This is a genomic window from Ruegeria sp. HKCCD4884, from assembly GCF_013110855.1.
Lineage (GTDB): Bacteria > Pseudomonadota > Alphaproteobacteria > Rhodobacterales > Rhodobacteraceae > Ruegeria.
Genome location: NZ_WVRJ01000005.1, coordinates 1 through 24,618 on the forward strand (window position 1 = coordinate 1; position 24,618 = coordinate 24,618).

The window sequence follows — 24,618 nt, forward strand, 5'->3', positions numbered from 1 at the left end:
CAAAGCCGAGGTCGCAGACCTCTGCGCCCGCTTCCCAATCTATCCGAACTTGTAATCTATAAAACACAAATGATAACGGCGCCTCTGAGGCGCCGTTTTTCTTACTAAGGCTCGGGCCAAACGCAACGGCCGGAACGGGTGGGATCAGACCTCGCCCTCGGCCTCTTTCAAAGCATCTTCAAGCAGTTTCTCATTTCGCGCCTCTTCGATCCTGTTGATGCGATCCTCAGCCGAGCGGCTGTCAAAGCGGTATTTCACAACATTGATCAGGCTGAGTGTCAGCAAAACGATGCCCATACCCCAGTAACCCTTGGTCGCCAGCGGCACGTCGGTAGACAAGTACAAAGAGATACCCAGCAACAGATAAGCCACAGCCACGCCAGCACCGTTCAGCATCAGGATCAAGTTGTTTTCATCACGGTTAGTCATTTGAAGTCTCCTTAGTCAAAATACGGGTTCGTCAGTTTCAGGATTGAGCCTTAAGGCGGCTCAGAACTTCCGCTGCGCTAGAGCGGGTTTTGGGGCCATACCCGGCCTCTTCCATCCGTTGGGCCACGGTGCTGTGATCCAAGCCCTCGTCGATCTCGCGCAGGATTTCGGATTGTTCAAACGGGTCATCCTGAGACATCACTCGGGCGATCAGCTCTTCCGCCTCTTCCGCCGGGCTGGTGCCACCCAAGTGACGGTTCAGCCGCTTTTGCAGCCCCTGCTCTCGTTTCACCGCTCGCGCCGAGATTGCGCCTTGCTTGAGATCCAGAATACGGCGGTTGGCCGTTTGCACCGAGTGGCGCAGTTGCAAGATACGCGCCTCAAGCCGGTCGACGGTTTGCTGGCGCAACGCCAATTCGTTTTCCAAATCTGCAACCGCCTGCGCCGCGCTTTGAACAAGATCCTGCTGATCATCTGCCAGCGCCTGACGGGTCCTTTCCATCAAATCCTGGATGCGAGCCTGCAAGGTTTCGATTTGGCGGGTTTCACCGCGTTGCTTCTGGATCAGGCTGGCAAGCGTCAACTTGGCGGCCTTAAGATTTTGGTCGGCCTCCCGGATTTTCTGGTCAATCAGCTCAATTGAAAAACTATCGCGCAGCCTGTCTTCGGCCCGGGCATTTGCACCATTCATCAGGGTCTTCAATGTATTGAACATGTGATCCTCCAAATTCATGAACATCGTTCACAATTCGGAGGTAGCAATTTCTTGAACAGCGTTCAAGTACTTTCATGAACGGCGTTCAGGAAACTATTTGTTTCCAATTCGTGAAAGAACCTGCGCGATCATGCGTTCAATCTGTTCAGGCGGCACGCCTGAGATACGGTTCTCTAGCCCAAGGGTGACAATTCCATGCACCGATGAGAACAGCGCCCGTGTCATCAAATCCATCTCGACTCGATCCAATTCGGGGAACAACTCGCTGACAGGTTCGGCAATAAAGGAAAACAGGTCTTTCAACGCGCTGCGATACCAATCGGGTACCGAGCCATCATTCGGCATCTGCAGATCAAACAAAGCCCGCCACAGATTGGTATTTTTGTCGGCGAAATGCAGGTAAGCCGTGCTCATGACAATCAGGCGCTGCATTGGTGGCTCACTGCCGTCAAAAGACGTTCCGACAGCTTGCCCAAGACGTTTGAACGTACGCCCGTTTACAGCCATGACAATCGCGTTCAGATCTTCAAACACGTTGTATATGGCACCCAATGCGCATCCAGCATCTTTGGCCAGATCGCGTGCACGAAGGTCGCTCAGACCGTGTTGATCGATGCGTATCTCGGCCGCCTCAACCAGTTTTTCGCGCAACTGCTCTCGCCGGATTTGTGCTTTGGTTGCCATTGCGCCCTCAGAGATTGAACCACGTTCAGATCCCTGCGCATAGTCCGGAACCCAAGGTCAGATCAAGCCACGCCACCACAGAAAAACCAGCAGCAGTGTCGTCAGTGCCAGCAAGTTAAAGGCCAACCCACCCAGCATTCCCAAAAACCAGCCCCATCTGCGGTCGGCCAGATTGATCGCGCTGAGATGTCCTTGCACGACATCTGACGCGCGGATCAGCTTGGGTGTGTCCAGTACCTGCCTCAGTTTGGGATGCGCAGCCATCGCCTCGGACCGTGCCAACACCATGGCTTGCTTGTAGACACGTCGCGGCAGGCGACGCTTGGCTTTACGGATCGACGCCTCAAGCGTTTTGTCCCGCACGCCAAGCTTGGCCCGCAGCAAGGCCACGGTCTCGGCAATCCGGGTTTGAATGTCTGTGTCCTGCGACATGGGACCTCCTGCCGCAGCAATCTAGCCTTTGGTTCAAAGACCTACAATGGGGCTAGTCGTCCGCAGCGCGTGCGGGTATCACTCGGGACATGTTGAATACAATAATACATGGCGAACCGACCGCCCTTCCGCCGCTTATCATTGCACATGGCCTGTATGGATCCGCCCGCAACTGGGGTGTGATTGCCAAACGGCTTTCGGACGAACGGCAGGTCGTGGCAGTGGATATGCGCAATCACGCGCGCAGCATGTGGGACGTTCAGCATGACTATCCGCATCTGGCGCAGGACATCGCCGAAGTCATCGAACAGTACGGCGGCAAGGCCGATGTGCTGGGGCATTCGATGGGCGGCAAGGCTGCGATGACGCTGGCGCTGCAACACGGGTCATTGGTGAACAAGCTGGTGGTCGCAGACATTGCTCCAGTGAAATACACGCATAGTCAGATCCAGTTCATCGAGGCCATGCGGGCAGTTGATTTTTCACGCATCGAACGCCGGTCAGACGCAGAGCAGCAACTGGCTGAACTGGGTGTTGAAAAAGCACTGCAGAGCTTCTTTACGCAATCCCTGGACATCAATGGCAAACGTTGGCTGTTGAATCTGGATGTATTGGCGGACCAGATGCCCAACATCATGGGCTTTCCCAACTTGGATGCCTCATGGAACGGGTCCGCTCTGTTTTTGTCAGGTGGTGCATCAGAATATGTTCTGCCAGAGCATCGTGACAAAATCCGCGCGCTGTTTCCCAACGCACGGTTTGCCAAAATTCCCGGAGCCGGTCATTGGCTGCACGCCGAGAAACCGCGCGAATTTGAAGCGGCCGTCAGAACGTTTCTGAACGCTTGATCATGCGCCCTGATACAGCCGCTTGGCGACCATCCAAGACGCGGGCGCAGCAAGCACGGCCCCTGCTGCTGCGGCACCAACAATCGCGCTGACCGAAACCATACCGGCAGACAAAACGGCGATCACAGCCGAGCCCGACAGGGCAGTTGCGATCAGTGAATACAGCATAGCGGCAAGGCGAAACATGGCCGGAATTCCTTTTGGTGACTTCCAGCTAAATATCACACGATTCGAATGTGTTTTGCTTTGATTTGGGTCGGATGCGAAACGCCCATATGTTAGGCGCTGACAAGTTCGCCGCCCCCGTTCACCCAATCCACCAAACCGCCAAGGTTGTAGACCTGCTGATACCCCATGTCTTTCAGCAGCTTGCCAGCCAACGCTGCACGCCCACCCGAAGCACAATGTAAAATGATGGGACGGTCTTTGCGCAATTCCGGGTCGTGGGATTGCAGCGTGTCATCTGCCCGGAACTCCAGCATTCCGCGCGGGATATGATGTGCCCCGGCGGCACGACCGGTGGCTTGCAATTCCGATGCATCCCGAATGTCCAGAAGCAGACCGCCCTGTTCCAGGATGGTCTTCGCCTGCGCTGTATCAATCCGCGCAACCACCGCATTGGCGGCCGCCATCATGTCTTTGACCGTTACCGGCATGTGTGTACTCCTTCACCTGTTCCGGCAAAGGATAACATGCAAAAATTGGAAGGTGTAGCCGTGACCTCAATGCTCACGAAATGCGCGAGACATGCTGTCTGACACTGGTTTCGCGATATAGGCGGCAAAGGTCCTCTCTTCAGTCTGGATCATGATTTCTGCGGGCATCCCGGGCGTTGGGATAAAGCCGCTGACACGTTGCAGTTCATCCGGAGTAAGGGAAATACGTGCCAGATACACTTCTTGAGGGCTGCCTGTGGTCTGTTCAGGCAAAGCGTCAGCAGAAATATAGAAAACCTCTCCATACAAAACCGGGGTCGTGCGTTGGTTCAACGCGATCAGACGCACCGAGGCCGTCTGCCCTGTAATCACGCTGTCGATTTCCGTACGAGGAATCTGCGCTTCGATGATCAGGGGGGCATCGGCAGGCAGGATCTCGGCAATGGGTTCGCCAGTTTCAATAACACCGCCCGGCGTGTGGTAGTGCAGCCGCACGACTGTACCGGTAACTGGGGCCCGGACAACCGCCCGGTCCAGAACGCTGCGGGCCTGACGGGATTTTTCACGCACGCTTTCCAGATCGGCTTCGATCACGCCCAACTCATCCAGCGCAGCTTCACGATAGGCAGATCGGGTGCGCATGATCTGCTCTTCGTATTTCAACAGCATCTGGTTGATCTCGGCGGCTTCGGCCTGCAAGCGCGCCTGTTGTCCCTCGGCCTCGGCCTGAACGCGACGGATCGTGTTGAGCTCACCCTTGCGGACCAACCCCTTTTCGTAAAGTTGGCTCTTGGCCTCGTATTCTTCCTGCAAAATCTCGGCGCGCCGCATCATGCTGTCCAACTGAGCCTCAAAGCCGCTGGACCGGATTTTCAACGCTTCCATGTTCCGCTCAAGCAATGCGACATCATTCAGCAACGTCTTGCGCGACACGTCAAAACTGAGCTTTTGCCCATCGAGAATAGCCATGACCTCGACATCATCGGATGCCTCGACAAGATCAGGGGAAAAGACAAGTCGGTCGCGTTCACCGTATTCGGCCAGCAGCCGTTGGGTCATGGCTTGCAGGCGCAGTTTGCGGATGAACAGTTCACGCTCATTAGCTTGTGCCGAGGTTTGGTCCAACGTCATCAGCACTTGCCCGGCCTGAACCGACTGACCTTCGACCACCTTGATATCTTCAATGATGCCGCCTTCAAGATGCTGAACGATCTTGTTGCGACCGGTGGCCACAAAGCTGCCCTGTGCAATCACCGCTGCCGCCAAAGGGGCGCTGAAGGACCAGACCCCAAAACCGCCAAAGCACACCAGAAGCATGATCAGCCCGATGGCAATCAGCCGGTTGATCGAGCGCGGAACCTCGGCATACCAAAGCTGAGGTTCATCGGTAGAATTCTCCACAGGTACGAGGTCATTCATGGTCAGCCCCCCTGCTGGCCTTCAATTCCGGTTTGTTTGCGCGGCGCGTTGATCTGTTGCAGAACCTGATCGCGCTGCCCGAACAGGGCCACGCGCCCATCGGTCAGCAGCATGATCTTGTCGACCACGTTCAACAGCGTCGGTTTCTGCGTGATAACGACCACGGTGATCTTGCTTTCGCGCGCCTGTTCAATCGCTCGGGCGAGCGCTTTGTCACCGGCAACATCGAGGTTCGAGTTTGGCTCATCCAGCACAACCATTCTCGGGTTGCCGAAGAACGCACGTGCCAGCGCTATACGTTGCTTTTGCCCACCGGACAAAGGCGCGCCATCTGCGGCGACCACCGTCTCATACCCTTGCGGCAGGGTCGCGATCATGTTGTGAACATCGGCCAAAACGGCAGCATCGTGGATCTGTTCGTCGGTCGCATCGGCCCGCATCCGACCAATGTTGTCCTTGATCGTGCCGGGGAACAGTTGGACATCCTGCGGCAGGTAGCCGATGCTTTCCCCAAACTGGCGTGGATCCCAGTTGCGAATATCCATCAGGTCCAGCCGCACACTGCCCGAAGTCGGCAGGATAGACCCGACCAGTGTTTTCCCCAGCGTCGTCTTCCCCGCACCGGAATTGCCGATAATGGCCAACGTTTCTCCCGGTATCAGCGAGAATGTAATCCCGTTCAAAACCACCCGTTTGGTCCCACCGGGCACATACAGCAGGCGTTCAACATCCAAACGGCCCTCGGGGCGCGGCAGGCGCAGTTTTTCGTATTGCAATGCCGAGGTCGACAGCAACGCTTTGATCCGTCCATAAGCCCCGCGTGTCAGCAAATAGCTGTTCCAGCCTTCAATCGAACCTTCGATGGGCGCAAAGGCACGACCTGCAATGATCGAGGCGGCAATCACCATCCCGCCGGTGATCTCTCCTTGCAGGGCCAGATAGGCGCCCCAGCCCAGGATACCAATTTGGGTCAGTAACCTTACAGCGCGCGAAACCGCGGCGAAGATCACGTTGCGGTCCTGCGCGCGCACTTGCCATGTCAAAGACTGAGCAGTGTCCCTTCCCCAGATCCGCACGGCTTCGGGGATCATGGCCAGCGCGTTGATGATCTGGCTGTTGCGCGACATCGAATCCAGATGCTGGTTCGCCAGCGACTGCGCCTTGTTGGCCTCGGCAAAAGGTTTGGCTGTCATTTTCTGGTTGATCAAGGCAATCGTCATCAACAGCAGCGCGGTCACGACAACGATCATGCCCAACTGCGGATGCACCAGGAAAATCATCAGGATAAACACAGGCGCGAAAGGGACATCCAAGAAAGAGATCAGAGTACCCGATACCAAAAAGCCACGCAGTTGCTGCAAATCGCCCAGCGTCTGATACTCGCGCCCGTTGCCATGCAGAGACGCATGGGCCGCCGCGCTGAGCACAGGTGCGCCCAAGCGGGCTGCCACTTCAACCCCGGTGCGCATCAGCATGAACCGGCGCACCGCGTCAAAGGCCGATTGAAAGATCACCGCGCCTGCAACGATTGCGGTCAGCATGATCAATGTGTCCAACGACCGGCTGGTCAGAACGCGGTCACTGATCTGAAACAGGTAAATCGGGATCGCCAGGATCAGGATATTGGTGGCGCAAGTCAGAACCAGCACAAAAGCAAGGTTGCGCCAGATCGCGCGGATCGACACCTGCAAGGTACGCTGAAAATCCTCTGGCGGGGTACGCTTGTGAAAAGTTTGGGGTGGCCCTTTGCCATCACCGCCGCCGGTCTGATTTTGCGGCAGTGGCTGGTTCGCCTTGGCCTCGATCGTGGTGCCCATGCGGTTTTCGCCGGCTGCACGCGCAGAGGGGGTCTTACGCGCAGTCGTTTCCTCGGCGGTTACCTGATCGGGGCCGTCAGCATCGGCCACCCCATTGCCGCCACCCGTTGGGTCTTTGTCTTGTGCGGGCTGCGGCTGCACGCGCCGATGGGGAGGATCAGCGCGCCGTTGTTCCTGTGAGTGGTGTTGGTCCTCGGCGTGTTTCAGTTTCTCAGGTTTCTCTGACTGTTTTTCATCTGGGTTTGGTACGCGCATCTGCTCTGTCAGATGCAGACGCGGTGCGATTTTGGGCCTTTCGGGCGCGGGTTTCACCCTTGCACCAAGATTTTGGCTTTGCGGCCTTCCTCCGCCCTGTCTGTCCAGGGGGCTGGATAAGTAAGGGCGGCGCGACGTGAATACGATCGACATCTACTAACCTTTTGGTCACTCGGTAAAAAACAGGAAAATCAGGCCAGCACGGATTGCAGGCCGTCGTCGTTGGTCGTGGTATCTGTTGCCGGAGTGGTCAAGGCCAACGCAGCATCCGGCTGCGCGACACTCATATCGCTCATTATGGCGGCGATGGCTTCGTTGGTCATTGCCGTTATGTCTTCATTCGTGGGCATATCCAGCAGACTGGCCTGATGCAAAAGCAGATCCGAATATGCTCCGTTTGCGGCCATGATTGTCGAATCCACACCCATCTTGGTCACACTTGCGCTGTTCAACAGGGCGTTGCTGCCGGCGACCACTTCGGTCTGCGGCGCTTCGGGGCCGGATAGCTCAATGTCATCCTGATCCTGCATCACGGTGGTCTGTTCAACGACGTTCACCTGAACCAGATCTCCGTCGATCTTCAGAACACGGATCTGCTCCATCCCGGCGAAATTGGGATCATTCAACAAGGCGTCTTCAAGCGCGGCAATGTCGTCATCGGCCAGCGCCATAGTGTCGGACATCTCTTGGGACATGTCCTGATAGGTATCGTCCCCAACCGTTTTGACAGAGGCTTCATTCATGACCAGGTTTTCGTCGTCCCCGGCTGCGTCTTCATCCATTGACGGGTCCATGCCGCCGCTGATCACATCGTCATCCACCAAAACGAGCGTCTGGTTCACAACGTCCACAGAAACCATGTTTCCGTCGATGATGATCACATCATAGTAATTGCCCAACTGAATAAGGTCCGAGACGTTGTACATCTCGTTGTCGCCCATCGCATACACGGTCGACGAAGCCGAAATTTCGGTCTCGATTTGGTCGATATCTGTGGCATCGATGTCCTGCTTGATGAAATTCGCGACGACCAGATCACCCTGAACATGGTCTACGATAACAAGCGGCGCCGCTGCCGCAGCGCCTGATGTTGCACCAAGCCAAGGTGCTGTTTTGGACTCGACCTCGATTTGCGAAGTCTGCACGATATTCGTACCACTTCCCGTTCCCGGAGCACCTTGATCCCAGTCGGAAACAACAGCGACCTGACTAATAGCCGTCAGGCTGACCGCTTGCCCTCCAACAGCAATAATCGGGGCGTCCACCCAAGCCACAGTGGCCGACATGGCGTTGATCGCAACGTTGCCACCGGTCACAACCAGGTGCCCGTCATCAAATTCCGGGTCCTTTGACTGATCCCATTCATCGGGATACGGCAGCTCGGCCGTGTCTTCCGTGTCATCAGGCTGATGATATTCGGGAAGCAGATCCTTCCATTCCGGAGCGTCCGTTACGTATTCGCCGTTGACGATCACACCCAACGCATCGTCGCCATGGAACTGGTGCACAATCACGCCTTCAATGTCCGCGATCACCGGGTTTGCCATCTGTTCGGCCAGCGCCTCAAGCATTTCTGTCGATTGGTAGTCCGCGAGTGAAAATGATGGCGCAGCAATGGCGTGAAGCGACAGAGCCATATCCATCATCTGCTCGCCCTGGGCCATCAGAACCTCAGGATCCCGGAAGTCGCCCTCGCCCACGACGTCGTTATCGCGCATGTAGACGCTTTGTACCGTAACGGTCACAGCCGAACCCAAAGGCACTGTTTCAGGCGGCAGAATGATCAGTTGGACAAACGAAGACGGGCCTGAATCGCTTATTTCATTTTCCGGCACATACCGCACAGGTTCTGCGGAACCATCGATAACAACCATCGCTTCGGACACCGGCACGGTAGGCGCGTTCGGCAGCGGCAATTCGGGGTCAGAGGGTTGGAAAGTATAGGGCAAAGCTTTGTACTCGCCCGCAGGAATATCAAGGTCTGCCTTGATGTGGATCGAGGCCGGATCTTCCAACCCTTCGATTTCGGCTTTGCGCCTCAGAGCGGTGAATTCTTCGTATTGATCCCGCAACCGGGACTGTTCGATCGTAAGCTCAAAAGTTCCAACAAAATGCGCTATCGTTTCAGAAATACTGTCTAGGGCCATGTCGGTTTTCCTTTTCACCCGTGCCAGCACAAATTTCCGGTCTGGGTTCTGTTGGGCCGGGGCCGCGTTTTACGGCCCCGGCAGTTTTGTAAAATGAGACGAGGCCCGAAAATGCGGGCCCCGCTTGTTTGACTTAGGTGTCGGTGTCGTCGCTTGCGTACGAGGACGTCATCGAGCCGCCAACCATGGTCGTATCGACCGAGTTACCAAGCACGTTGGCACCCATGACGATCGATTGGTTGAAGGCCGAAGTATCGACAACCGCCGCAGCCGAGGCGTAGGATTCGCCGGTCACGATGCCATCGCCACCATTGTTTGCGCCCCAGTTGCCACCCGTGCCACCTGCGCCACCGTCACCCGAATAGGCTCCGGCTGCGCTGCCGCCCGTGATGGTGCCACCCATGGTGTCACCCGAGGTTGCGCTGCCCATCGAGGCTCCGCTGGTTCCGCCGTTTGCAGCAGACGCGCCACCGGCACCACCGTTGCCCGAGTCAGCCGAACCCGTCGCATCACCGGAACCGGTCGAGGTCGAGTCGTTGTCGGAACTACCCGCGCCGCCGTATCCGGCAATCGCTTCGGCCAGGCTGTCCGCTGCACCGTTTGTATCTGCGTCTCCGAAGACATCCGCTGCACCGCCGCCGCCTGCGGTATTGGCTGCATCGGCAGATCCGGCACCGTTGCCGCTGGATGTAGACGTCGGAGTGGTGCTGCCACCTGCGCCGCCGTCACCGTCAGCTGCAGATGTGCCAGAGCCCATCGCATCTGCCGCGCCGTCGGCTGCATTCGAACCGCCGTCACCGCCGCTGCCATCTGTGGCTTGCGAGTTGCTGGCTGAACCGTTCACATCGCCTGGGCTCTGGTCGATATCAGGACCACTTGCCGATTGATCGCCAACACCCTGAGCGTCGGAATCCGCATCAGCAGTGCCACCGGAACCATCGCCGCCCGAGCCGTCTCCAGCCGTTCCGTCACCGCCGTCACCATCTCCGCCAGTTCCGTCGCCGCCGGTTCCGTCACCGCCTTCACCGGGTTCCGCATCAATCATGCCAAGCTCTTCCTGCAGCTCCATGATTGCAGCTTCAAGCAACGCAGCAAAACCACCTTCGCCGTCACCGCCGGTTCCGTCACCACCGGTTCCGTCGCCGCCGGTTCCGTCACCGCCCGTGCCGTCGCCGCCAGTTCCGTCACCGCCGTCACCATCAGCCGAACTGTCCGCACCGCTGTCTGCAGTGCCATCCGCTGTGTTGTCGCCTGCAGAGGCGTCATTGGCTTCGGTGTCGCTATCGCTGCTGTTCGAAGCTGAACCTTCGGTCGCAGCATTACCGTCACCGCCGTCCGATCCGGACGCATCTGTTGCGTTGTCTGCAGTACCGGTACCGGTTCCGGTCGAGTCGGAATCGCTGTCTCCGCCGTCGGCGTTACCCGACGAGCTTGCACCGGACAGACCCAGACCAAGACCCAAGCCGAACGAATCCGCGCTGCCACCGGCGCCGCCGGTTCCATCACCGTCCACGCTTGTGGTGCCATCGTTGTCCGAAGAGGCCGAACCATCTGCATCGCCCCCGTTGCCACCCGAGCTGTCGCCGGTCGAGCTGGCATCGGAAGTGCCCATGCCCATACTTGCGTTGGACGCGTCACCCGAAGACCCACCGTCTCCGCCTGCCGAGTCCGCATCGGCGCTGCCGGTGTCACCACCTGCCGCCCACGCGTGGCTGCCAAGCGTTGATGAGTTTGCCGAACCACCTACTGTGGTTCCGCCGTCACCCGAGGTTCCGCCATCTGCATTCGCGCGAATACCTTCAGCAGCCGTGGCTGTCCCACCATTTGCATCGCCGTTCTGGTAGAAGCCTGAATTGTTGGCAACGCTCGCTGATTCCAGCGTGTCGTCATCACTCAGGCTGGCAACCTGATTGTTGACTGATGACATCGCCGTACCGGCACCATCCATTGAGATGTCCAGGTTCATGTCATCGCCGGGATCATAGGTCAGATCACGACCTGCGGTGATCACGTCGCCAACCGTCGCGGAATCCCCAAGATCCAAATCAACCTGATCATCGTCGCGCGGTATCCACTCACCACCACCAAAGTCGATATTAATGGCGTTGTTGTTCGAGTTGTCGTTGCTGTCGTCACCGGCATCCAGTGTCTGCGACTGGTCTTGTCCCTGACCTTGATCCTGACCTTGACCTTGGTCTTGACCCTGATCCTGGCCTTGGTCTTGACCCTGATCCTGTCCTTGGCCTTGGTCTTGGCCCTGACCCTGATCGTTCGAGTTGTCGACATTCTGGTCTTGCTGCTGCTGTTGCGCTGTCAGATCAGCCTCGACAAAGGCTTCTTCTACAGGAATTTCAACATTGACCGGAGCATCCAGATTTTCGACGTTAATTTCATCGACGGTCGTCACGTTGGTATTATTTACATTACGTCTCATAACAAAATCCCATTTCTGGAACGCCAGACCGCCATTCATCTACAAAGCGGTATCAGGCGCGGTTGAAACAAAAAGCCACACGCAGCGAAACAAGCGCTGAATGCGGTGTACATTTACTTATTCGAGGCCACCTCCTTTCCCGGCTTAGCCGAAAACGTGACCCTCTGATTCAATGCTGAAATACGCTGAAGGCGATCACGTCAGGGATAGTCGCTTCTGAAATTGAAGCTTGGCCATGTTCGCAGCGACATCAGCCCGCGCCTAGCTGATTGAAAGTATAACTTTACTCAAGTATTTGACTTTTAACATTATTTTAGCGAAGCGCTCAAGACAGCGCTGGATCATGGTCGAAGTTCTAGACCTGGATATAGTCAAAAAATAAACACAATTGTTTCCGCCGCTTACACAAAAGAAGGCACTAAAACCTAATCAATAGTTCTATAACTTAACGGCCCGTCGTGCATCGTCAGGTTGTAGAGATTCAAGACTTGAGCTATAATAAAAAGAATATAATTCCTTGATTAGTTAACGTTTTTTACCCTGGTTCTAATTTAATTAAGCACCAATTTCCGGTTACGCCTGTTTTGTAGGGGGCAATAATGAGTAAGTCTTTGCAGAATGAACATGCCAGTCTTGACAGTTGTTCAGAAGATCTATCGATAATCTTTGTTGGGAAAGAGCTGTTCTATTCCAATCAAACGCTCAGAAGCGTGCAGACCGAATTTGGCGTGCATGCAGAACGTTTCGAGACCCTTGAAGCGATGCGTGCGCAGGCGCCAACCGGTAACAGGATTATCGTTGTCGACCAAATGATGCTTGAAGATCTCCTGTCGCGCCCCAATGCCTATACCAACTCGACCGGCGCTGGTTGTTTGGCGTTTGCTTATCGCAAGGAAGATTTGGCCCGCCGCTTGTTTCAGGGGTGGGATCGAGCGCAATTGGGTGAGATCGGATTTCTGCCAATGAATGTTGCACCTGATGCATGGCGAGCAATCCTAAGATTGCTGATGCATGAAGAGCTGTATTTACCAAGTTTTCTGGCTGACTGCGTTCACACCCCATCTCAAAGCCCCGCCCCGGCTGCTATCCAAGCGCCGCCGGTTGCTCCAAATGGTGTCGACAGACATGCCCGCTATTCGAAACTGACCCGTCGTGAAAAACAGGTACTGCAACTTGTTTCGCAAGGCAAAAGCAACAAGCTTATCGCAGCCAAGCTAGGGATCACGGAACATACAGTCAAACTGCACATGCACAATGTGGTGGGTAAAATTGGCGTCAGCAACCGAACCGCTGCGGCGCATTTCTATTTTGAGGTCGCGCCTCACGCGGCGCAGCAGTCTGCCCTTGACTGACACATTCGAAACCCGGTTCGACCGCCTGATCTTATTGGTTGGCAGGTTGAATTACATGTGGACCAATACGGAAAGCCTGTTGATCCACCTGATAGCAGGCCTGACGGGGGCATCCAAAGACGTCTCGGTAATCATCTTTCTGACGCTGAACACCACCCGCGCTCGAATTGATCTGGTCGAACGGCTGGCCAAGATGGAGGGGCGGTCGCCTCAAATCCGCGACCCGATCCTTGCACATACACAGCGACTGACCAAACTGTCGGGCATCCGCAACAAATACAATCACTGTATCTATTCCTTCGACCCCGAAAGCGGCAATCCAAAGACTATTCTGATGCGGATTGCGGATCGTAAAACCGACATCAAACTTGGTCGCGAAGATACAGTGGACGACGATGCCTTATGTGAAATTGAACGCGTCGTTGACAAGCTGTCCGCGGCAAACAAAGACATTTGGAAGTTGATTCAAAATCTGGGGTATCCGGTTTAGATCAAACCAGCGCGACCGGTTCCAATGCATCTGCGATAAAACGGATGGTCGTGTCGGATCAAAGTGGTGCGGGCGGTGGGACTCGAACCCACACGGGCTTACGCCCTTCAGATTTTAAGTCTGATATGTCTACCATTCCATCACGCCCGCACGGCGCGGCCCATTTGGGCTATGCAGTTTCCTTACAATCACAAAAGGACGAGAACAATGCGCTTTGATGCAGATGAGGTCGGAAATATGGTCGGCGGTCCAATCCCAAGCCACACTCGCCCTTTGGCCTGACAAGGGAGACGCACTGCCCCTCCCCGGTGGAAGGTCTCACATACCAAGTGCTTCTTTGTACATCTCCAACACAGCCTCTTCTTCGGCAATGTCGTCCTTGTCACGCTTGCGCAGCGCGATCACTTTGCGCATGACCTTGGTGTCGTAGCCCCGCGCTTTGGCTTCGGCCATGACTTCTTTCTGCTGTTCGGCCAGGTCCTTTTTCTCGGCATCCAGACGTTCGAACCGTTCGATGAACTGGCGCAGCTCGCCTGCGGTCACGCGGTAATTGGCGGCGGCCTGATCTTCGCTGATGTCTTCCATATGCGTCTCTCCCAAAGGCTGAAAATCTGATGCAAGATGCCGGATACAGTGCTGTAGCCCGGGTCGCAAGCACCCAATCCTCAGACGCACTTGTGCCACCTGATCCGATCCGTTAAGCGCGGGGTCAGTTCACGATGAGATGTGGGGAACCATGTTTGAATTCATCACCTGGGGCGGAGCAGCCCTGTCCCTTGCCGGGCTTTGCGGTCTTGTCTGGTGTATTCTTCGCGTGATGAAAGCGCGCAAGGCCGGTTTGTCGGATGACGAATTGCGCGCGGTTGTTCAGGGCGTACTGCCCTGGAACCTGGCCTCTTTGTTCTTGTCGGTTATTGGATTGATGATGGTCATCCTCGGGATATCCTTCGGATGACCGCCTAGGTCAGATCGGCAGGTTATCGAACTGCGCTTCCATCGCGTCTTCGCACAAAGCCGCATCCAGTCGCCGCAATCGCGACGGCACGTGCATACCCTGCTGTCGCATTCGATCAACAACCTTGCTCACACTCGGTTGCAGCGCCAATCGCGTGTCCAGACACGCGCCTTGAAGCTTTTGTTCAAGCTGTTCTGCTTCGGAATACAGATTAGTTGCTGTCATAACCATCCTCCCAAGTGTTGCCAGTATCCCTCATATAGGTAACGGGATTAAGACCCGCAGATGTTAACCTGAATATGTGCGGGTTTTTGCCTGACGTAATCGTAATTTCGGCAATTCGGCGCAGATGGGTTAAAGTTTAAGCCATTTTAATCGAACCTGCCTTGACGGGCATCAAATTCAGATTGGCAGTTGTGTCACATTCCGAAATACATATATGAATTAAGCAACCGAAACGGAGGACAATATGACGCCCGCAGTGAAAGCGTTTTTCGACGATCAAACCTTTACGGTGTCTTACGTCGTCTACGAACCACAAGGGCGCGCCTGCGCCATTATCGACAGCGTTTTGGATTTCGATCACGCCTCAGGTCGTACAACGACCGCTTCGGCTGATCAGATCATCGACTATGTGCGCAGTCACGACCTTAGGGTTGAATGGATTCTGGAAAGCCACGTTCACGCCGATCATCTGTCTGCGGCCCCCTATCTGCAACAGGAGCTGGGCGGCAAGATCGGGATTGGTGCTCAGATCGTCACCGTTCAGGACACGTTCGGCAAGGTTTTCAACGAAGGAACCGAGTTCCAGCGCGATGGCAGCCAGTTCGACGCGTTGTTTTCGGAAGGCGACAGTTTCCACATCGGCCAGATGCGCGGAGACGTGCTGCACACCCCAGGTCACACGCCTGCCTGCCTGACCTATGTGATCGGCGACGCAGCTTTTGTAGGCGACACGCTGTTCATGCCCGATTTCGGAACGGCACGATGCGATTTCCCCGGCGGCTCCTCGGCGACCCTCTACGCGTCGATCCAGAAAATTCTGACCCTGCCAGATGAGACGCGTATCTACGTGGGCCACGATTACAAGGCACCTGGCCGCGACGAATACGCGTGGGAAACGACCGTGGGCGAGCAAAAGGCCCTGAACGTCCATATCGGACAGGGCCGCAGCATCGAAGAGTTTGTGGAAATGCGCGACGCACGCGATGCGACACTGGCCATGCCACGCCTGATCCTGCCTTCTTTGCAAGTCAATATGCGCGCGGGCCAAATGCCCCCGGCAGATGAGGAAGGGGATGTCTTTCTGAAACTGCCGATCAACAAACTCTGATACGGGTAAACAAAGGGATAAACCTCATGAATATAGAGTGGGTCATGGGCCTGTTCGGCGGTTTACTGATTGGTCTGGGCGGGGCGGTTTATCTGCTTGGCAACGGTCGGATCATGGGCGCAAGCGGCATCCTGGGCGGCCTTGTCGACGGTAGCGCCCGCGATACGATGGCCGAGAAGTTGACCTTTGTTGCTGGCCTGATCGGTATGCCGTTTCTGTTGCGCCCGCTGATTGCGCCCGAGGTTCAGACACATCTTACCAGCAACTTGATCCTTGTCGTCATCGCAGGGTTGCTGGTTGGCGTCGGCACACGCATCGCCAATGGCTGCACGTCTGGTCACGGGGTTTGCGGCATTTCCCGGTTTTCACTGCGCGGGATCGTGGCCACCGTCTTTTATATCCTAGCCGGGGGCGTGACCTTGGTTTTGTTGCGTCACTTGTGGGGCCTGATCTGATGCGCCTTTTCATTGCTTTGCTTGCCGGATCACTTTTCGGTGCCGGATTATTGATTTCGGGCATGACCGATACGACGAAGGTTCAAGGGTGGCTGGATGTTTTCGGCAACTGGGACCCGACCTTGGCCTTCGTGATGGGTGGAGCGATTTTGCCTATGCTGATCGCATGGCGTTTGACAGCAGGACGCAAGTCTTTGACCGGGAACGCATTTCCGCCAGCTGCAAAACCCGAAGTAGACCGAAAGTTGGTCGTAGGATCAGTACTGTTTGGAATGGGTTGGGGGCTGGTTGGTCTTTGCCCCGGACCAGCGATGGCGTCGTTGAGTTACGGAGGGCTTGGCGGTGTGGTCTTTCTAATTTCGATGGCGGCAGGCATGTTCGTTGCCCCAACCTTTGGCGCGCAACTGGACAGAGCGGCAAACGCGGCCTAAGGAATTGGCATGGAGATTCGACCAATCACCCCCCGCTATGCCGTATCGCCGCAGATCACAGTTGAGGATGTGCCTGCAATAGCCGCTGCCGGCTTTGTGAAGGTGATCTGCAACCGCCCCAATGTCGAGGTCCCGCCCGTGATGCAATCCGATGCAATCGGCGATGCCGTGCGTGCTGCGGGCATGGAGTATGAGGTGCTGGAGCTGACGCATCAGACGATGACACCCGAGAACGTGAAACTGCAACGTGAGATGGCAGAGAGATGCGGCGGACCGGTCTTGGCCTACTGTGCGTCAGGCACGCGATGTTCCGTTGTTTGGGCTTTGGGGCAATGCGACCAAATGAGTACAGATGAAATCCTGAACGCAACGACGAATGCAGGGTATCAGTTGGAAAATTTGCGCCCTGCTTTGGACAGTCTTCGCACCAAAACGGGTTAAACACTCTGCGTTACGAGCTGCCATTCTCTGGTTCGGGTGTATTCAGCCCGGCCAGTTGAGAGATTTCGGCCACCATCCGATCAGAGTCGTCCAGGATCAGATCTTCTGAAAGGCTCCCCTCAAAGTCCGTCATGGGCACCGGGGGTGTGATTTCTACCACGTTGGCCATTGGTTCGTCCAAACTGTCCTGCGGGTGAATCCCTCCGCGGCTTTCAATAAACTCCTGGGCTTCAGTTCCGCTTAGCGCTGGTAGCGCAGCATGTTCGTTCAAGCGTACTGCTCGCAACCCTCCGCACTGGCCCAAGCGACCAACACCTGCCCGCGTGCGTTCGATCGTCAGGATCTCGGTTCGGTCCAAACGCGCCCCACGCAGGGGCAGGATATCGCCAATTTGCATAGCGGTCAGCATAGACAAAGGCACGGTCATCCGACACAAAGCCGCGTTCAAATCGGCTTTTACCACACCCGAGGAATGCTCAAGTCGCGGACCTGAATGATCCAATGCCTCATCAGCTATGTCAGACACGATTGGGGGTTCTGGCACAAAGACCGAGATATGCCCTTGCCGTATCCCATTGGCCAAATCGACGGTCAGATCAAAGACCCGATATGCTTCATCTGTCAGAGCCAGCGACAGTTCCCGAAGGTTCGCAGCGCGCGATGCATACTCATGACCATCAAGGCAAACCTGCTCTGCTCTCGGGTCAATCAGACCGGCGGATCGGGTCAGAGCAGCTTCGATCAGAGGCGCAGACATGGCGGCGTCCGTGTCTGTAAATGCACGAGGAGCCGGATCGTCCTGCAAGACCTCTCCGATCGTTTGGGTTTGAACGATGGCGGACACCAGATGCGGGTCAAGGCAAGCCGCCAAACGCCCCCCAGGCCCGTCAAACACCAGCAACAGCCAATCCGGACCAATCGCTTCGACCAGATCCTCTGCAGACCGGCTGGATTGCTTAGCCCCTATTACTGCAAGCGATAAATTCACGCGGTCGTTTGCGGCCCGCGCAAACCCCAGACGCAGCGCCCGCAGAACCGAGCGCGGACGGTCACCCAGATCTTTCTGACCAACGGTCAGTTTTCGCGCCAACGCGGCATTGACGGTTTCTGACATGACGCCGATCACCAATTGTTCCAGCAACTGGTAATAGGTTTACATCGCCGAACGTTACAAAGTTCTTTATGACCGCATCACTGAGCAGCTTGCCGATGAGCCAAAGGCAAGCTCACTCGAAACGCCGCTCCGCCCTGTCCCGGCAGATAGGTGATCTCACCCCCAAGTCGCTGCATGATCTCGCGGCAGATGGCCAGACCCAGACCTGCCCCGCCGGCTTTGTCGACGCCAACGCGCGCAAATTTCTCGAACACCATCGAGCGCGCGCCGGGTGGAATGCCACTGCCATTGTCGATGAAATCGATGATAACCCGCCCGCCAACATCATATGCTGAAATTGTCAGAACGGGCTCGACCGCATCGCAGTATTTCTGTGCGTTTGAGATCAGGTTTATGAACACCTGCCCCAGCCTGTCTAAATCCGTGTGCAAGACAATCCGCTCAGCGGCTCGTGCGCGCCGTACAGTTATCTTGCGGCCTGCTCCGGCCAATGCGCTGGACACGGCACGATCCAGAACCGAACGCAAACTGTCATCACTGATGTTGAGGTTGACCTGACCGTTTTCCAGAACACTCAGATCCAGCAGATCGTCCAGCAGGCGAGTCAATCGCAGCGCCTCATCGTGGATGATTGTGGCGTATCGGGTTTGTTCCTCACGGCTCAGACCTTCAGTGTCACGCATGATTTCAGAAAACGCCCGGATCGAGGTCATGGGCGTCCGCAATTCATGACTAACCTGACTAAGGAAATTGTCCTTTTGCGCCGACACCTGTGTAAGTTTGGAGTTTGCCTCGCGCAGTTGCCGCGCCGTTCGGCTAAGCTCGGATGACTTCACCTCAAGCTGGCTGGAGTATTCCAGCAATTGCGCGGATTCATCCGCCACAGCCAGCAGATCTTCGACCGAAACTGACGAGCCGCCCACGATCTGGCCGATCATGGCATGGGCCGTGGCCGTCCCAACGGACCCGCTCAATTCGCGTTCCAAACGGCTGAGAAATCCGGGGGTAGGTTCCGGCAGTTGCGACCGCCCGCCCTGCTTCTCGGCTTCGGCCTGAAAGAACTCCTGCGCGGGACCGGTGCCCAAAATACGCTGGGTCATGATCATCAGGTCTTCGCTTTGCGCGACCGAGCCCGACCAGCCGCGCGGAGCGACCGAATGATCGAACACGTTGACAAATTGCGCCCCCTGCAACCGCTCAAGCGGGCTGGGAAAACTGAGCAAAGAGGCCACACAGAACGCGATTGTGTTCAGCAACAGCGACCACATCACGGAATGGACGATCGGATCTATCCCCTCAATCCCAAACAGGGCCTGTGGACGCAGCCAGCCGATTCCGAACAACCCGTTCTGCAGCACGCCATCGGGCATTGACGCGCCGCCCATTCCAGGTAGCAGCAAGGTGTAAATCCACAGAAGAAACCCAACCGTCAGCCCGACAAGTGCACCGGTTCGTGTGGCCCCGCGCCAAAACAGACCACCAACCAAAGCAGGCAAGATCTGAGAAATTCCGGCAAAGGCGATCAAACCGATCGAGGCCAGCGCGGCTCCACCGCCCGACGCCCGATAATAGAAATAGCCCAGCGCCATAACAACGGCGATAGACACGCGGCGGGCCATCAGAACGATATTGCGAACATCGCCCGAGACTGAGCCCGTGCCTTCCTGTGTGTTCAGCCAGATGGGCATGACGACATGGTTTGAAACCATGGTCGATAGCGCCATAGCGGTCACGATCACCATTGATGTCGCAGATGAAAATCCACCGATAAAGGACAGCATCGCCAGCCAATCGTTACCCTGTGACAGGGGCACAGTCAGAACGAACAAATCTGGATTGGCGCCTTCGGGCAGCAGGTCCAGGCCCACGACGGCAATCGGGACGACAAACAGGCTCATCAATAGAAGATAGAGCGGGAAAGCCCAGGCTGCGGTTCTCAGATGGCTTTCGTCGTCATTCTCGACCACCATCACCTGGAACATGCGCGGCAAGCAGATAAAGGCTGCAGCAGACAAGAAAATGAAGGTCGTCCAACGCCCGGCGTCGACGTTCCACTGCCCAATTTCCGACGCATCGATCCGCTCCATCATGGGTGCGATACCACCGGCAATGCCCCAGACGACAAAAACGCCGACTGCGATGAGTGCGAACAGTTTGACGACGGCTTCGACCGCAATCGCCGTGACCACCCCGTGATGGCGCTCATTTACGTCCAGATTGCGTGTGCCAAAGAGAATGGCAAACACGGCCAAGCCAGCCGCAACCCAAAACACGCTCGAGCCTTCGCGATACAGGCCCGACGGGTCGGCCTCGGCAAAGATCGAGAAAGACAGCGTAATCGATTGTAATTGCAGCGCGATATATGGCGTTCCGCCCAACACCGCCAGAATGGTGACGCAGACCGCCAGTGTGTTTGACTTGCCATAGCGCGACGACAACAGGTCCGCGATCGAAGTCACCCTTTGACTGCGCCCTACACGCACAAGTTTACGCAGCCCCCACCACCAGCTGACCATAACCAGCGTGGGACCAAGGTAGATGGTGACAAACTCTAACCCCGACCGCGCAGCATTGCCCACAGCACCGTAGAACGTCCAAGCGGTGCAATAGATCGACAGAGACAGCGTATAGATCAGGGGAGAGCGCAGCCATTTCCCACGCCCAGCCGCAGCCATGCGATCTGCTGCGAAGGCTACAGCAAACAGAAATACGACGTAGCCCAAACAAACGAGAATCAGAACGTTCACAGTGGTCATCATTCAACCCCTGTGTCTTGATCCTCGGGCGTGGGTATGCGGCGGGCAGCAAAGCCAAAGATCAGACCGATCACGATCAGTGCGCCCCAGCAAATGAAGACGTAGAAGATTGCCGATGACAGTGGCACTGCGGCATCCCCGTTGGAGCGATCTGGCCACAGAAGCGGTAGTGCGAACAAGAGAGCCCCAAGAAATGGCAGCAGTCGGGCAGCGTCTGTCAACCTGCGACGGCGATAGCTTTGACGTTCCAGGAAAACCGAAGGTCGTGCGCCCGGCGGCTGATTTTTGTTACTCTCGCCTGACATTATAGTCGCGTCGCCTGCGCATGAAGGTCACGCACAGCCGTCAGCACTTCGGCGTTGGAAAACGGTTTCGTCATAAATCGGCTGACACCTGCATTTTCCGCCATTTCCCGGTCGCGCGACTGTCCGCGCGCCGTCAGCATAAGTACAGGAAGACCAGACAGCTCTTCCATCTCTCTGAGATCACGCAGAACATCCATGCCGCTTTTGCCCGGCAGCATGACATCCAGAATGACCAGATCAGGCTGTGCGCCCTGAATTACCTGAAGCGCGTCGGCACCGTCGCCGTGAATCTCGACCTGCCAACCCTCGCGGGTCAGCAGGAACCGGATTGCCTCGGCGATATTCGGCTCGTCCTCGATCAACAGAACCTTACGGCTCATATTTTCAGTTCCTCCCAAGACCGGTCGCCCATCCCTTGGCCGGTCGTAGCCAGATTAAGCGTTCTGTCAGGAAAGTGTCAAAAACCTTCGCTCAAAATCGACGGCTCGCGGCGTGCTGTGCAATCATTGCGGGGGCAGACCCGACAATTAGGTCCAACCTCGGTAACTGCTGGTTCGAAAGCTGTTTCCGGCTCGGGGCGCACCAACATGACAGATCGATAGGCTGGATCTTGATCGTACCCGGCCACAGAATGCGGCCAGGCATACGCGAAACACTCAAACGTGGCCGAGGCCCGTCCAGTCTGCACAACGCGCTTGCGCACCGGCACCAGGGGGCGGTTCAAAGCAGTAAAAACTGGCCAAAGGGGGCAAGCCTCGCCATGTCTTGGCATGGCAAATCCCGGAACCGGCTTGAGGAACAAGATGCTGCCGGACGCGTCGCACAGCACCAAGCCGATCGGGCCAGACACAACACTTTCGGGCAAACATGCCAAGCGTCTAAGGACCGTTGCCATGTCCACAGAAAAGTGGCGCGCAAGGTTAATCGGATCTGGGCCAGCGTCTTGGATAAACGAGGCAACCGCATCCATTGGCATGGCTTGTGCGTCAGCGCTCAGTGTTTCCAACATATCACGTGCGACGGCTCGGGCTGCCGCAGTGTTAAGGTCACTCAGGTCAATGATATCAGCTTCACCTCGACCCTCCAATTCCGGGAAAGTGTAATCACGCGCCTGAAAGAACGCTTCGACCTCTTCCAAAGGTACACCGCGCGGGTCGACCGCTGTATCGCTTTCATCCAGAAACGTCACCAACGCCTTGGAACTGCCTGCCAATCGTTCGGCATCCTGATGCAGGTTCTTATGAAACCGTTCGCGCCATTCAGCCTCGATATCCTCGGTGTCTGCAAGAATCGCGGCCGTAGATCGAATCGCTGCTGCTGTTGACAAGACCTCGTGCATCGAGGCCGCCAGCTGGGGATCATGGGTCAGTCGGTCAGACAGCATCTCGACATTGCGTTCCAACGAGACGACACGGCGATGCATCTGTGCCAGCACCCCGGCCCAGCCTGGAAAGCGCCCGGCGAACTCTTCTAAACCGTCCAACTCGGCAGTCTGACCAACCGCATCATCCGCTGCTTCGCGCAGGGCCGACACCAATGTGGCCTCGATCCCCTTTGTCAGCACCGAAGGCTCTACCGACAAGGCCGCCGCGATGTCCACCAGCAGCTTGCCCCCGATCCGACGCCGATTATGTTCGATCAAGTTCAGGTAAGAGGCCGAAATCCCAGCCAACCGCGCCAGTTCTGCTTGCCTGAGCCCGGCAATCTGCCGCCTCTCTCGGATACGGCTTCCCGTCAGAGTATCACGCATGCTTGCATCCTGCTGGCTAAGGTTGAGCCGAGATCGCGAAGATTATTATCGAAACATGTTATATATTTCTATGGTTTAGTCCAAAGTTTTCAGCCCTGATTTACAATTTTGACAAAGCCAGTCTGGTCACCGCACAGGGATGACTTATCGTTATCACACGTTAAGGCCCTTCCCCCCTTCTCTTCTGCGCAGTTTCCCGGCACGATACCCGCATGAGCGACCCAGCCTTCGAATATGCGCCTATCGGCCTTGTAGAGCTTGAAAACCGGATCATCCGGCGCTGCAATCTGCAATTCGCGCGCACGTTCGGTGGCGAGGAAGCAGACTATCGCAACATGCCACTGCTGCACCTTTATCCTTCGGTCGCCGATTGGGAACGGATCGGAGAGCGCAGCCTGCAGGTCATGCGCGACACCGGCTATTACACTGACGAACGCGTCATGAGACGGCGCGATGGCGATCTGTTCTGGTGTCGCGCGCGCGGTCGATCACTGACCCCCGATGACCCATTTCGGCACGGCATCTGGAGTTTTTCGGATATTTCAGAGGAACGACCTTTGGTTGAATTGACGGTGCGTGAACGTGAAGTCGCCATCTTGTCCTGCCGCGGTTTGTCGGCCAAGGAAATCGGCGCAGAATTGGGGCTGAGCTATCGCACGATCGAAGCCTATCGCGCCCGGTTGCTTGAAAAATTTGGCGCACGAAAGCTGTCTGAACTGGTCGCGAAGCTGTCTGGGATGCCCCTGTAAGTCAATCGGCCCTTTAAATTAAGCGGCAAACCAGTTCGTGATGGTGCGAGTCGGCGCTTTTCATGCACCGCTGCTTGGCCTATAACGCTGCGTAATTTGATCAGAGCCCGCAAAAACAGACGGGCCAAAGGGGAACCGTCGAGGACACTCATGACAGATACCAAACACGAAGCGGATGTGGCATTCATCAAGGCTCTGGCTGAATTGCTGCGCGAAAACGACCTGACCGAATTGCAGGTCAAACGCGAATACGGCGAAGAAGACAGCCTGAACGTGCGCGTCAGCCGTATGACACAGGCCGCTGCTGCTCCGGTTCCGGTCGCGGTGCCCGCCGCAGCCCCTGCTCCGGTTGCCGCCCCTGCGGCCGCCCCTGCTGCAGCCGAAGCCCCCGCAGCGCAGGAAGACCCAGCCAGCCATCCCGGTGCTGTGACCTCCCCCATGGTTGGAACGGTCTATATGCAACCAGAACCCGGTGCGCCTGCATTTATCTCCGTTGGCGCTGCGGTCTCGGAAGGCGACACGCTGCTGATCGTCGAAGCGATGAAAACCATGAACCACATCCACGCCCCAAAATCGGGCACGATCAAACGCATTCTGGTCGGTGATGGCGACGCTGTGGAATTCGGCACTCCTCTGGTCATCATCGAGTAA

27 protein-coding genes and 1 tRNA gene are annotated in these 24,618 nt (G+C 56.4%); 10 read left to right on the plus strand and 18 right to left on the minus strand.

Going from position 1 to position 24,618, the window contains the following annotated elements:
* Positions 1-144: 144 nt before the first annotated feature.
* From GS636_RS08875 to GS636_RS08890, 4 genes are all read right to left on the minus strand, one after another.
* On the minus strand, positions 145-429 hold the full coding sequence (locus GS636_RS08875; protein ID WP_171669196.1) for a hypothetical protein: 285 nt from the start codon (positions 427-429) through the stop codon (positions 145-147).
* A 37-nt stretch (positions 430-466) separates the two neighbouring features.
* Entirely contained in the window at positions 467-1,144 is a 678-nt protein-coding gene (locus GS636_RS08880) for a PspA/IM30 family protein (protein WP_171669197.1), read from the minus strand.
* Positions 1,145-1,237: 93 nt separating this feature from the next.
* Positions 1,238-1,828, minus strand: coding sequence for a TetR/AcrR family transcriptional regulator (locus GS636_RS08885; protein ID WP_171669198.1), 591 nt, complete (start codon positions 1,826-1,828; stop codon positions 1,238-1,240).
* A gap of 57 nt (positions 1,829-1,885) precedes the next feature.
* On the minus strand, positions 1,886-2,260 hold the full coding sequence (locus tag GS636_RS08890; RefSeq protein WP_171093950.1) for a hypothetical protein: 375 nt from the start codon (positions 2,258-2,260) through the stop codon (positions 1,886-1,888).
* Positions 2,261-2,349: 89 nt separating this feature from the next.
* Between GS636_RS08890 and GS636_RS08895 the strand changes: the two genes are divergently transcribed.
* Positions 2,350-3,108 (plus strand): alpha/beta fold hydrolase, encoded by a 759-nt coding sequence (locus tag GS636_RS08895; RefSeq protein ID WP_171669199.1) that lies wholly within the window; start codon positions 2,350-2,352, stop codon positions 3,106-3,108.
* Here GS636_RS08895 and GS636_RS08900 read toward each other — a convergent pair whose 3' ends face one another.
* The 6 genes from GS636_RS08900 to GS636_RS08925 all read right to left on the minus strand — a co-directional run bounded on the left by GS636_RS08900 (position 3,109) and on the right by GS636_RS08925 (position 11,836).
* Positions 3,109-3,294, minus strand: coding sequence for a hypothetical protein (locus GS636_RS08900; protein WP_171093954.1), 186 nt, complete (start codon positions 3,292-3,294; stop codon positions 3,109-3,111). It lies immediately after the preceding gene.
* A 92-nt stretch (positions 3,295-3,386) separates the two neighbouring features.
* On the minus strand, positions 3,387-3,764 hold the full coding sequence (locus GS636_RS08905; protein ID WP_171669200.1) for a rhodanese-like domain-containing protein: 378 nt from the start codon (positions 3,762-3,764) through the stop codon (positions 3,387-3,389).
* Between the two features lie 66 nt (positions 3,765-3,830).
* Positions 3,831-5,183 carry an HlyD family type I secretion periplasmic adaptor subunit gene (locus GS636_RS08910; RefSeq protein ID WP_171669201.1) on the minus strand — a complete coding sequence of 451 codons (1,353 nt, stop codon included), beginning with the start codon at positions 5,181-5,183 and terminating at the stop codon, positions 3,831-3,833.
* A 2-nt stretch (positions 5,184-5,185) separates the two neighbouring features.
* Positions 5,186-7,255, minus strand: coding sequence for a type I secretion system permease/ATPase (locus tag GS636_RS08915; RefSeq protein WP_371808711.1), 2,070 nt, complete (start codon positions 7,253-7,255; stop codon positions 5,186-5,188).
* A gap of 191 nt (positions 7,256-7,446) precedes the next feature.
* On the minus strand, positions 7,447-9,402 hold the full coding sequence (locus GS636_RS08920) for a type I secretion protein (protein WP_171669203.1): 1,956 nt from the start codon (positions 9,400-9,402) through the stop codon (positions 7,447-7,449).
* Positions 9,403-9,535: 133 nt separating this feature from the next.
* Positions 9,536-11,836 (minus strand): hypothetical protein, encoded by a 2,301-nt coding sequence (locus GS636_RS08925; protein WP_171669204.1) that lies wholly within the window; start codon positions 11,834-11,836, stop codon positions 9,536-9,538.
* Positions 11,837-12,435: 599 nt separating this feature from the next.
* Between GS636_RS08925 and GS636_RS08930 the strand changes: the two genes are divergently transcribed.
* Entirely contained in the window at positions 12,436-13,188 is a 753-nt protein-coding gene (locus GS636_RS08930) for a response regulator transcription factor (protein WP_171669205.1), read from the plus strand.
* The gene (locus tag GS636_RS08935; RefSeq protein ID WP_171669206.1) at positions 13,181-13,678 is read left to right on the plus strand and encodes a hypothetical protein; all 498 of its coding nucleotides are present in this window, start codon (positions 13,181-13,183) and stop codon (positions 13,676-13,678) included. Before GS636_RS08930 ends, GS636_RS08935 begins: the two co-directional genes overlap by 8 nt.
* Positions 13,679-13,742: 64 nt before the next feature.
* Here the strand turns inward: GS636_RS08935 and GS636_RS08940 are convergent.
* A tRNA-Leu gene (locus tag GS636_RS08940) sits at positions 13,743-13,828 on the minus strand.
* Positions 13,829-13,996: 168 nt separating this feature from the next.
* The gene (locus GS636_RS08945) at positions 13,997-14,263 is read right to left on the minus strand and encodes a DUF2312 domain-containing protein (RefSeq protein WP_171669207.1); all 267 of its coding nucleotides are present in this window, start codon (positions 14,261-14,263) and stop codon (positions 13,997-13,999) included.
* Positions 14,264-14,414: 151 nt separating this feature from the next.
* On the opposite strand from GS636_RS08945, the gene GS636_RS08950 reads away from it, so the two are divergent.
* Positions 14,415-14,633: a hypothetical protein gene (locus tag GS636_RS08950; protein WP_050603376.1), complete on the plus strand. Its 219-nt coding sequence runs from the start codon at positions 14,415-14,417 to the stop codon at positions 14,631-14,633.
* Positions 14,634-14,642: 9 nt separating this feature from the next.
* On the opposite strand, the gene GS636_RS08955 is transcribed toward GS636_RS08950, so the two are convergent.
* Complete coding sequence (locus GS636_RS08955; RefSeq protein ID WP_171093981.1) at positions 14,643-14,858, minus strand: hypothetical protein; 216 nt, start codon at positions 14,856-14,858, stop codon at positions 14,643-14,645.
* Positions 14,859-15,102: 244 nt separating this feature from the next.
* Between GS636_RS08955 and GS636_RS08960 the strand changes: the two genes are divergently transcribed.
* From GS636_RS08960 to GS636_RS08975, 4 genes are read left to right on the plus strand one after another with little or no spacing between them, the layout of a single operon-like run.
* A complete protein-coding gene (locus GS636_RS08960) occupies positions 15,103-15,966 on the plus strand; it encodes an MBL fold metallo-hydrolase (protein WP_171093983.1) in 864 nt (287 codons plus the stop codon).
* Positions 15,967-15,992: 26 nt separating this feature from the next.
* A complete protein-coding gene (locus GS636_RS08965) occupies positions 15,993-16,421 on the plus strand; it encodes a YeeE/YedE family protein (protein WP_171669208.1) in 429 nt (142 codons plus the stop codon).
* On the plus strand, positions 16,421-16,852 hold the full coding sequence (locus tag GS636_RS08970; protein WP_171669209.1) for a DUF6691 family protein: 432 nt from the start codon (positions 16,421-16,423) through the stop codon (positions 16,850-16,852). The genes GS636_RS08965 and GS636_RS08970 overlap by 1 nt, the downstream gene beginning before the upstream one ends.
* A 9-nt stretch (positions 16,853-16,861) precedes the next feature.
* Positions 16,862-17,293: a TIGR01244 family sulfur transferase gene (locus GS636_RS08975; RefSeq protein ID WP_171669210.1), complete on the plus strand. Its 432-nt coding sequence runs from the start codon at positions 16,862-16,864 to the stop codon at positions 17,291-17,293.
* 10 nt (positions 17,294-17,303) lie between these two features.
* On the opposite strand, the gene GS636_RS08980 is transcribed toward GS636_RS08975, so the two are convergent.
* From GS636_RS08980 to GS636_RS09000, 5 genes are all read right to left on the minus strand, one after another.
* A complete protein-coding gene (locus GS636_RS08980; protein ID WP_171669211.1) occupies positions 17,304-18,407 on the minus strand; it encodes a FliM/FliN family flagellar motor C-terminal domain-containing protein in 1,104 nt (367 codons plus the stop codon).
* A 77-nt stretch (positions 18,408-18,484) separates the two neighbouring features.
* On the minus strand, positions 18,485-21,163 hold the full coding sequence (locus tag GS636_RS08985) for a sensor histidine kinase (protein ID WP_171186732.1): 2,679 nt from the start codon (positions 21,161-21,163) through the stop codon (positions 18,485-18,487).
* A complete protein-coding gene (locus GS636_RS22885; RefSeq protein ID WP_371808712.1) occupies positions 21,163-21,291 on the minus strand; it encodes a hypothetical protein in 129 nt (42 codons plus the stop codon). The genes GS636_RS08985 and GS636_RS22885 overlap by 1 nt, the downstream gene beginning before the upstream one ends.
* Before the next feature lie 176 nt (positions 21,292-21,467).
* Positions 21,468-21,848, minus strand: coding sequence for a response regulator transcription factor (locus GS636_RS08995; protein ID WP_171186736.1), 381 nt, complete (start codon positions 21,846-21,848; stop codon positions 21,468-21,470).
* 77 nt (positions 21,849-21,925) lie between these two features.
* Entirely contained in the window at positions 21,926-23,218 is a 1,293-nt protein-coding gene (locus GS636_RS09000) for a helix-turn-helix domain-containing protein (protein ID WP_171669213.1), read from the minus strand.
* 212 nt (positions 23,219-23,430) lie between these two features.
* Between GS636_RS09000 and GS636_RS09005 the strand changes: the two genes are divergently transcribed.
* Together GS636_RS09005 and accB are read left to right on the plus strand one after the other, a co-directional pair.
* Entirely contained in the window at positions 23,431-23,967 is a 537-nt protein-coding gene (locus tag GS636_RS09005) for a helix-turn-helix transcriptional regulator (RefSeq protein ID WP_171093998.1), read from the plus strand.
* A 150-nt stretch (positions 23,968-24,117) separates the two neighbouring features.
* A complete protein-coding gene (accB, locus tag GS636_RS09010) occupies positions 24,118-24,618 on the plus strand; it encodes an acetyl-CoA carboxylase biotin carboxyl carrier protein (RefSeq protein ID WP_171669214.1) in 501 nt (166 codons plus the stop codon).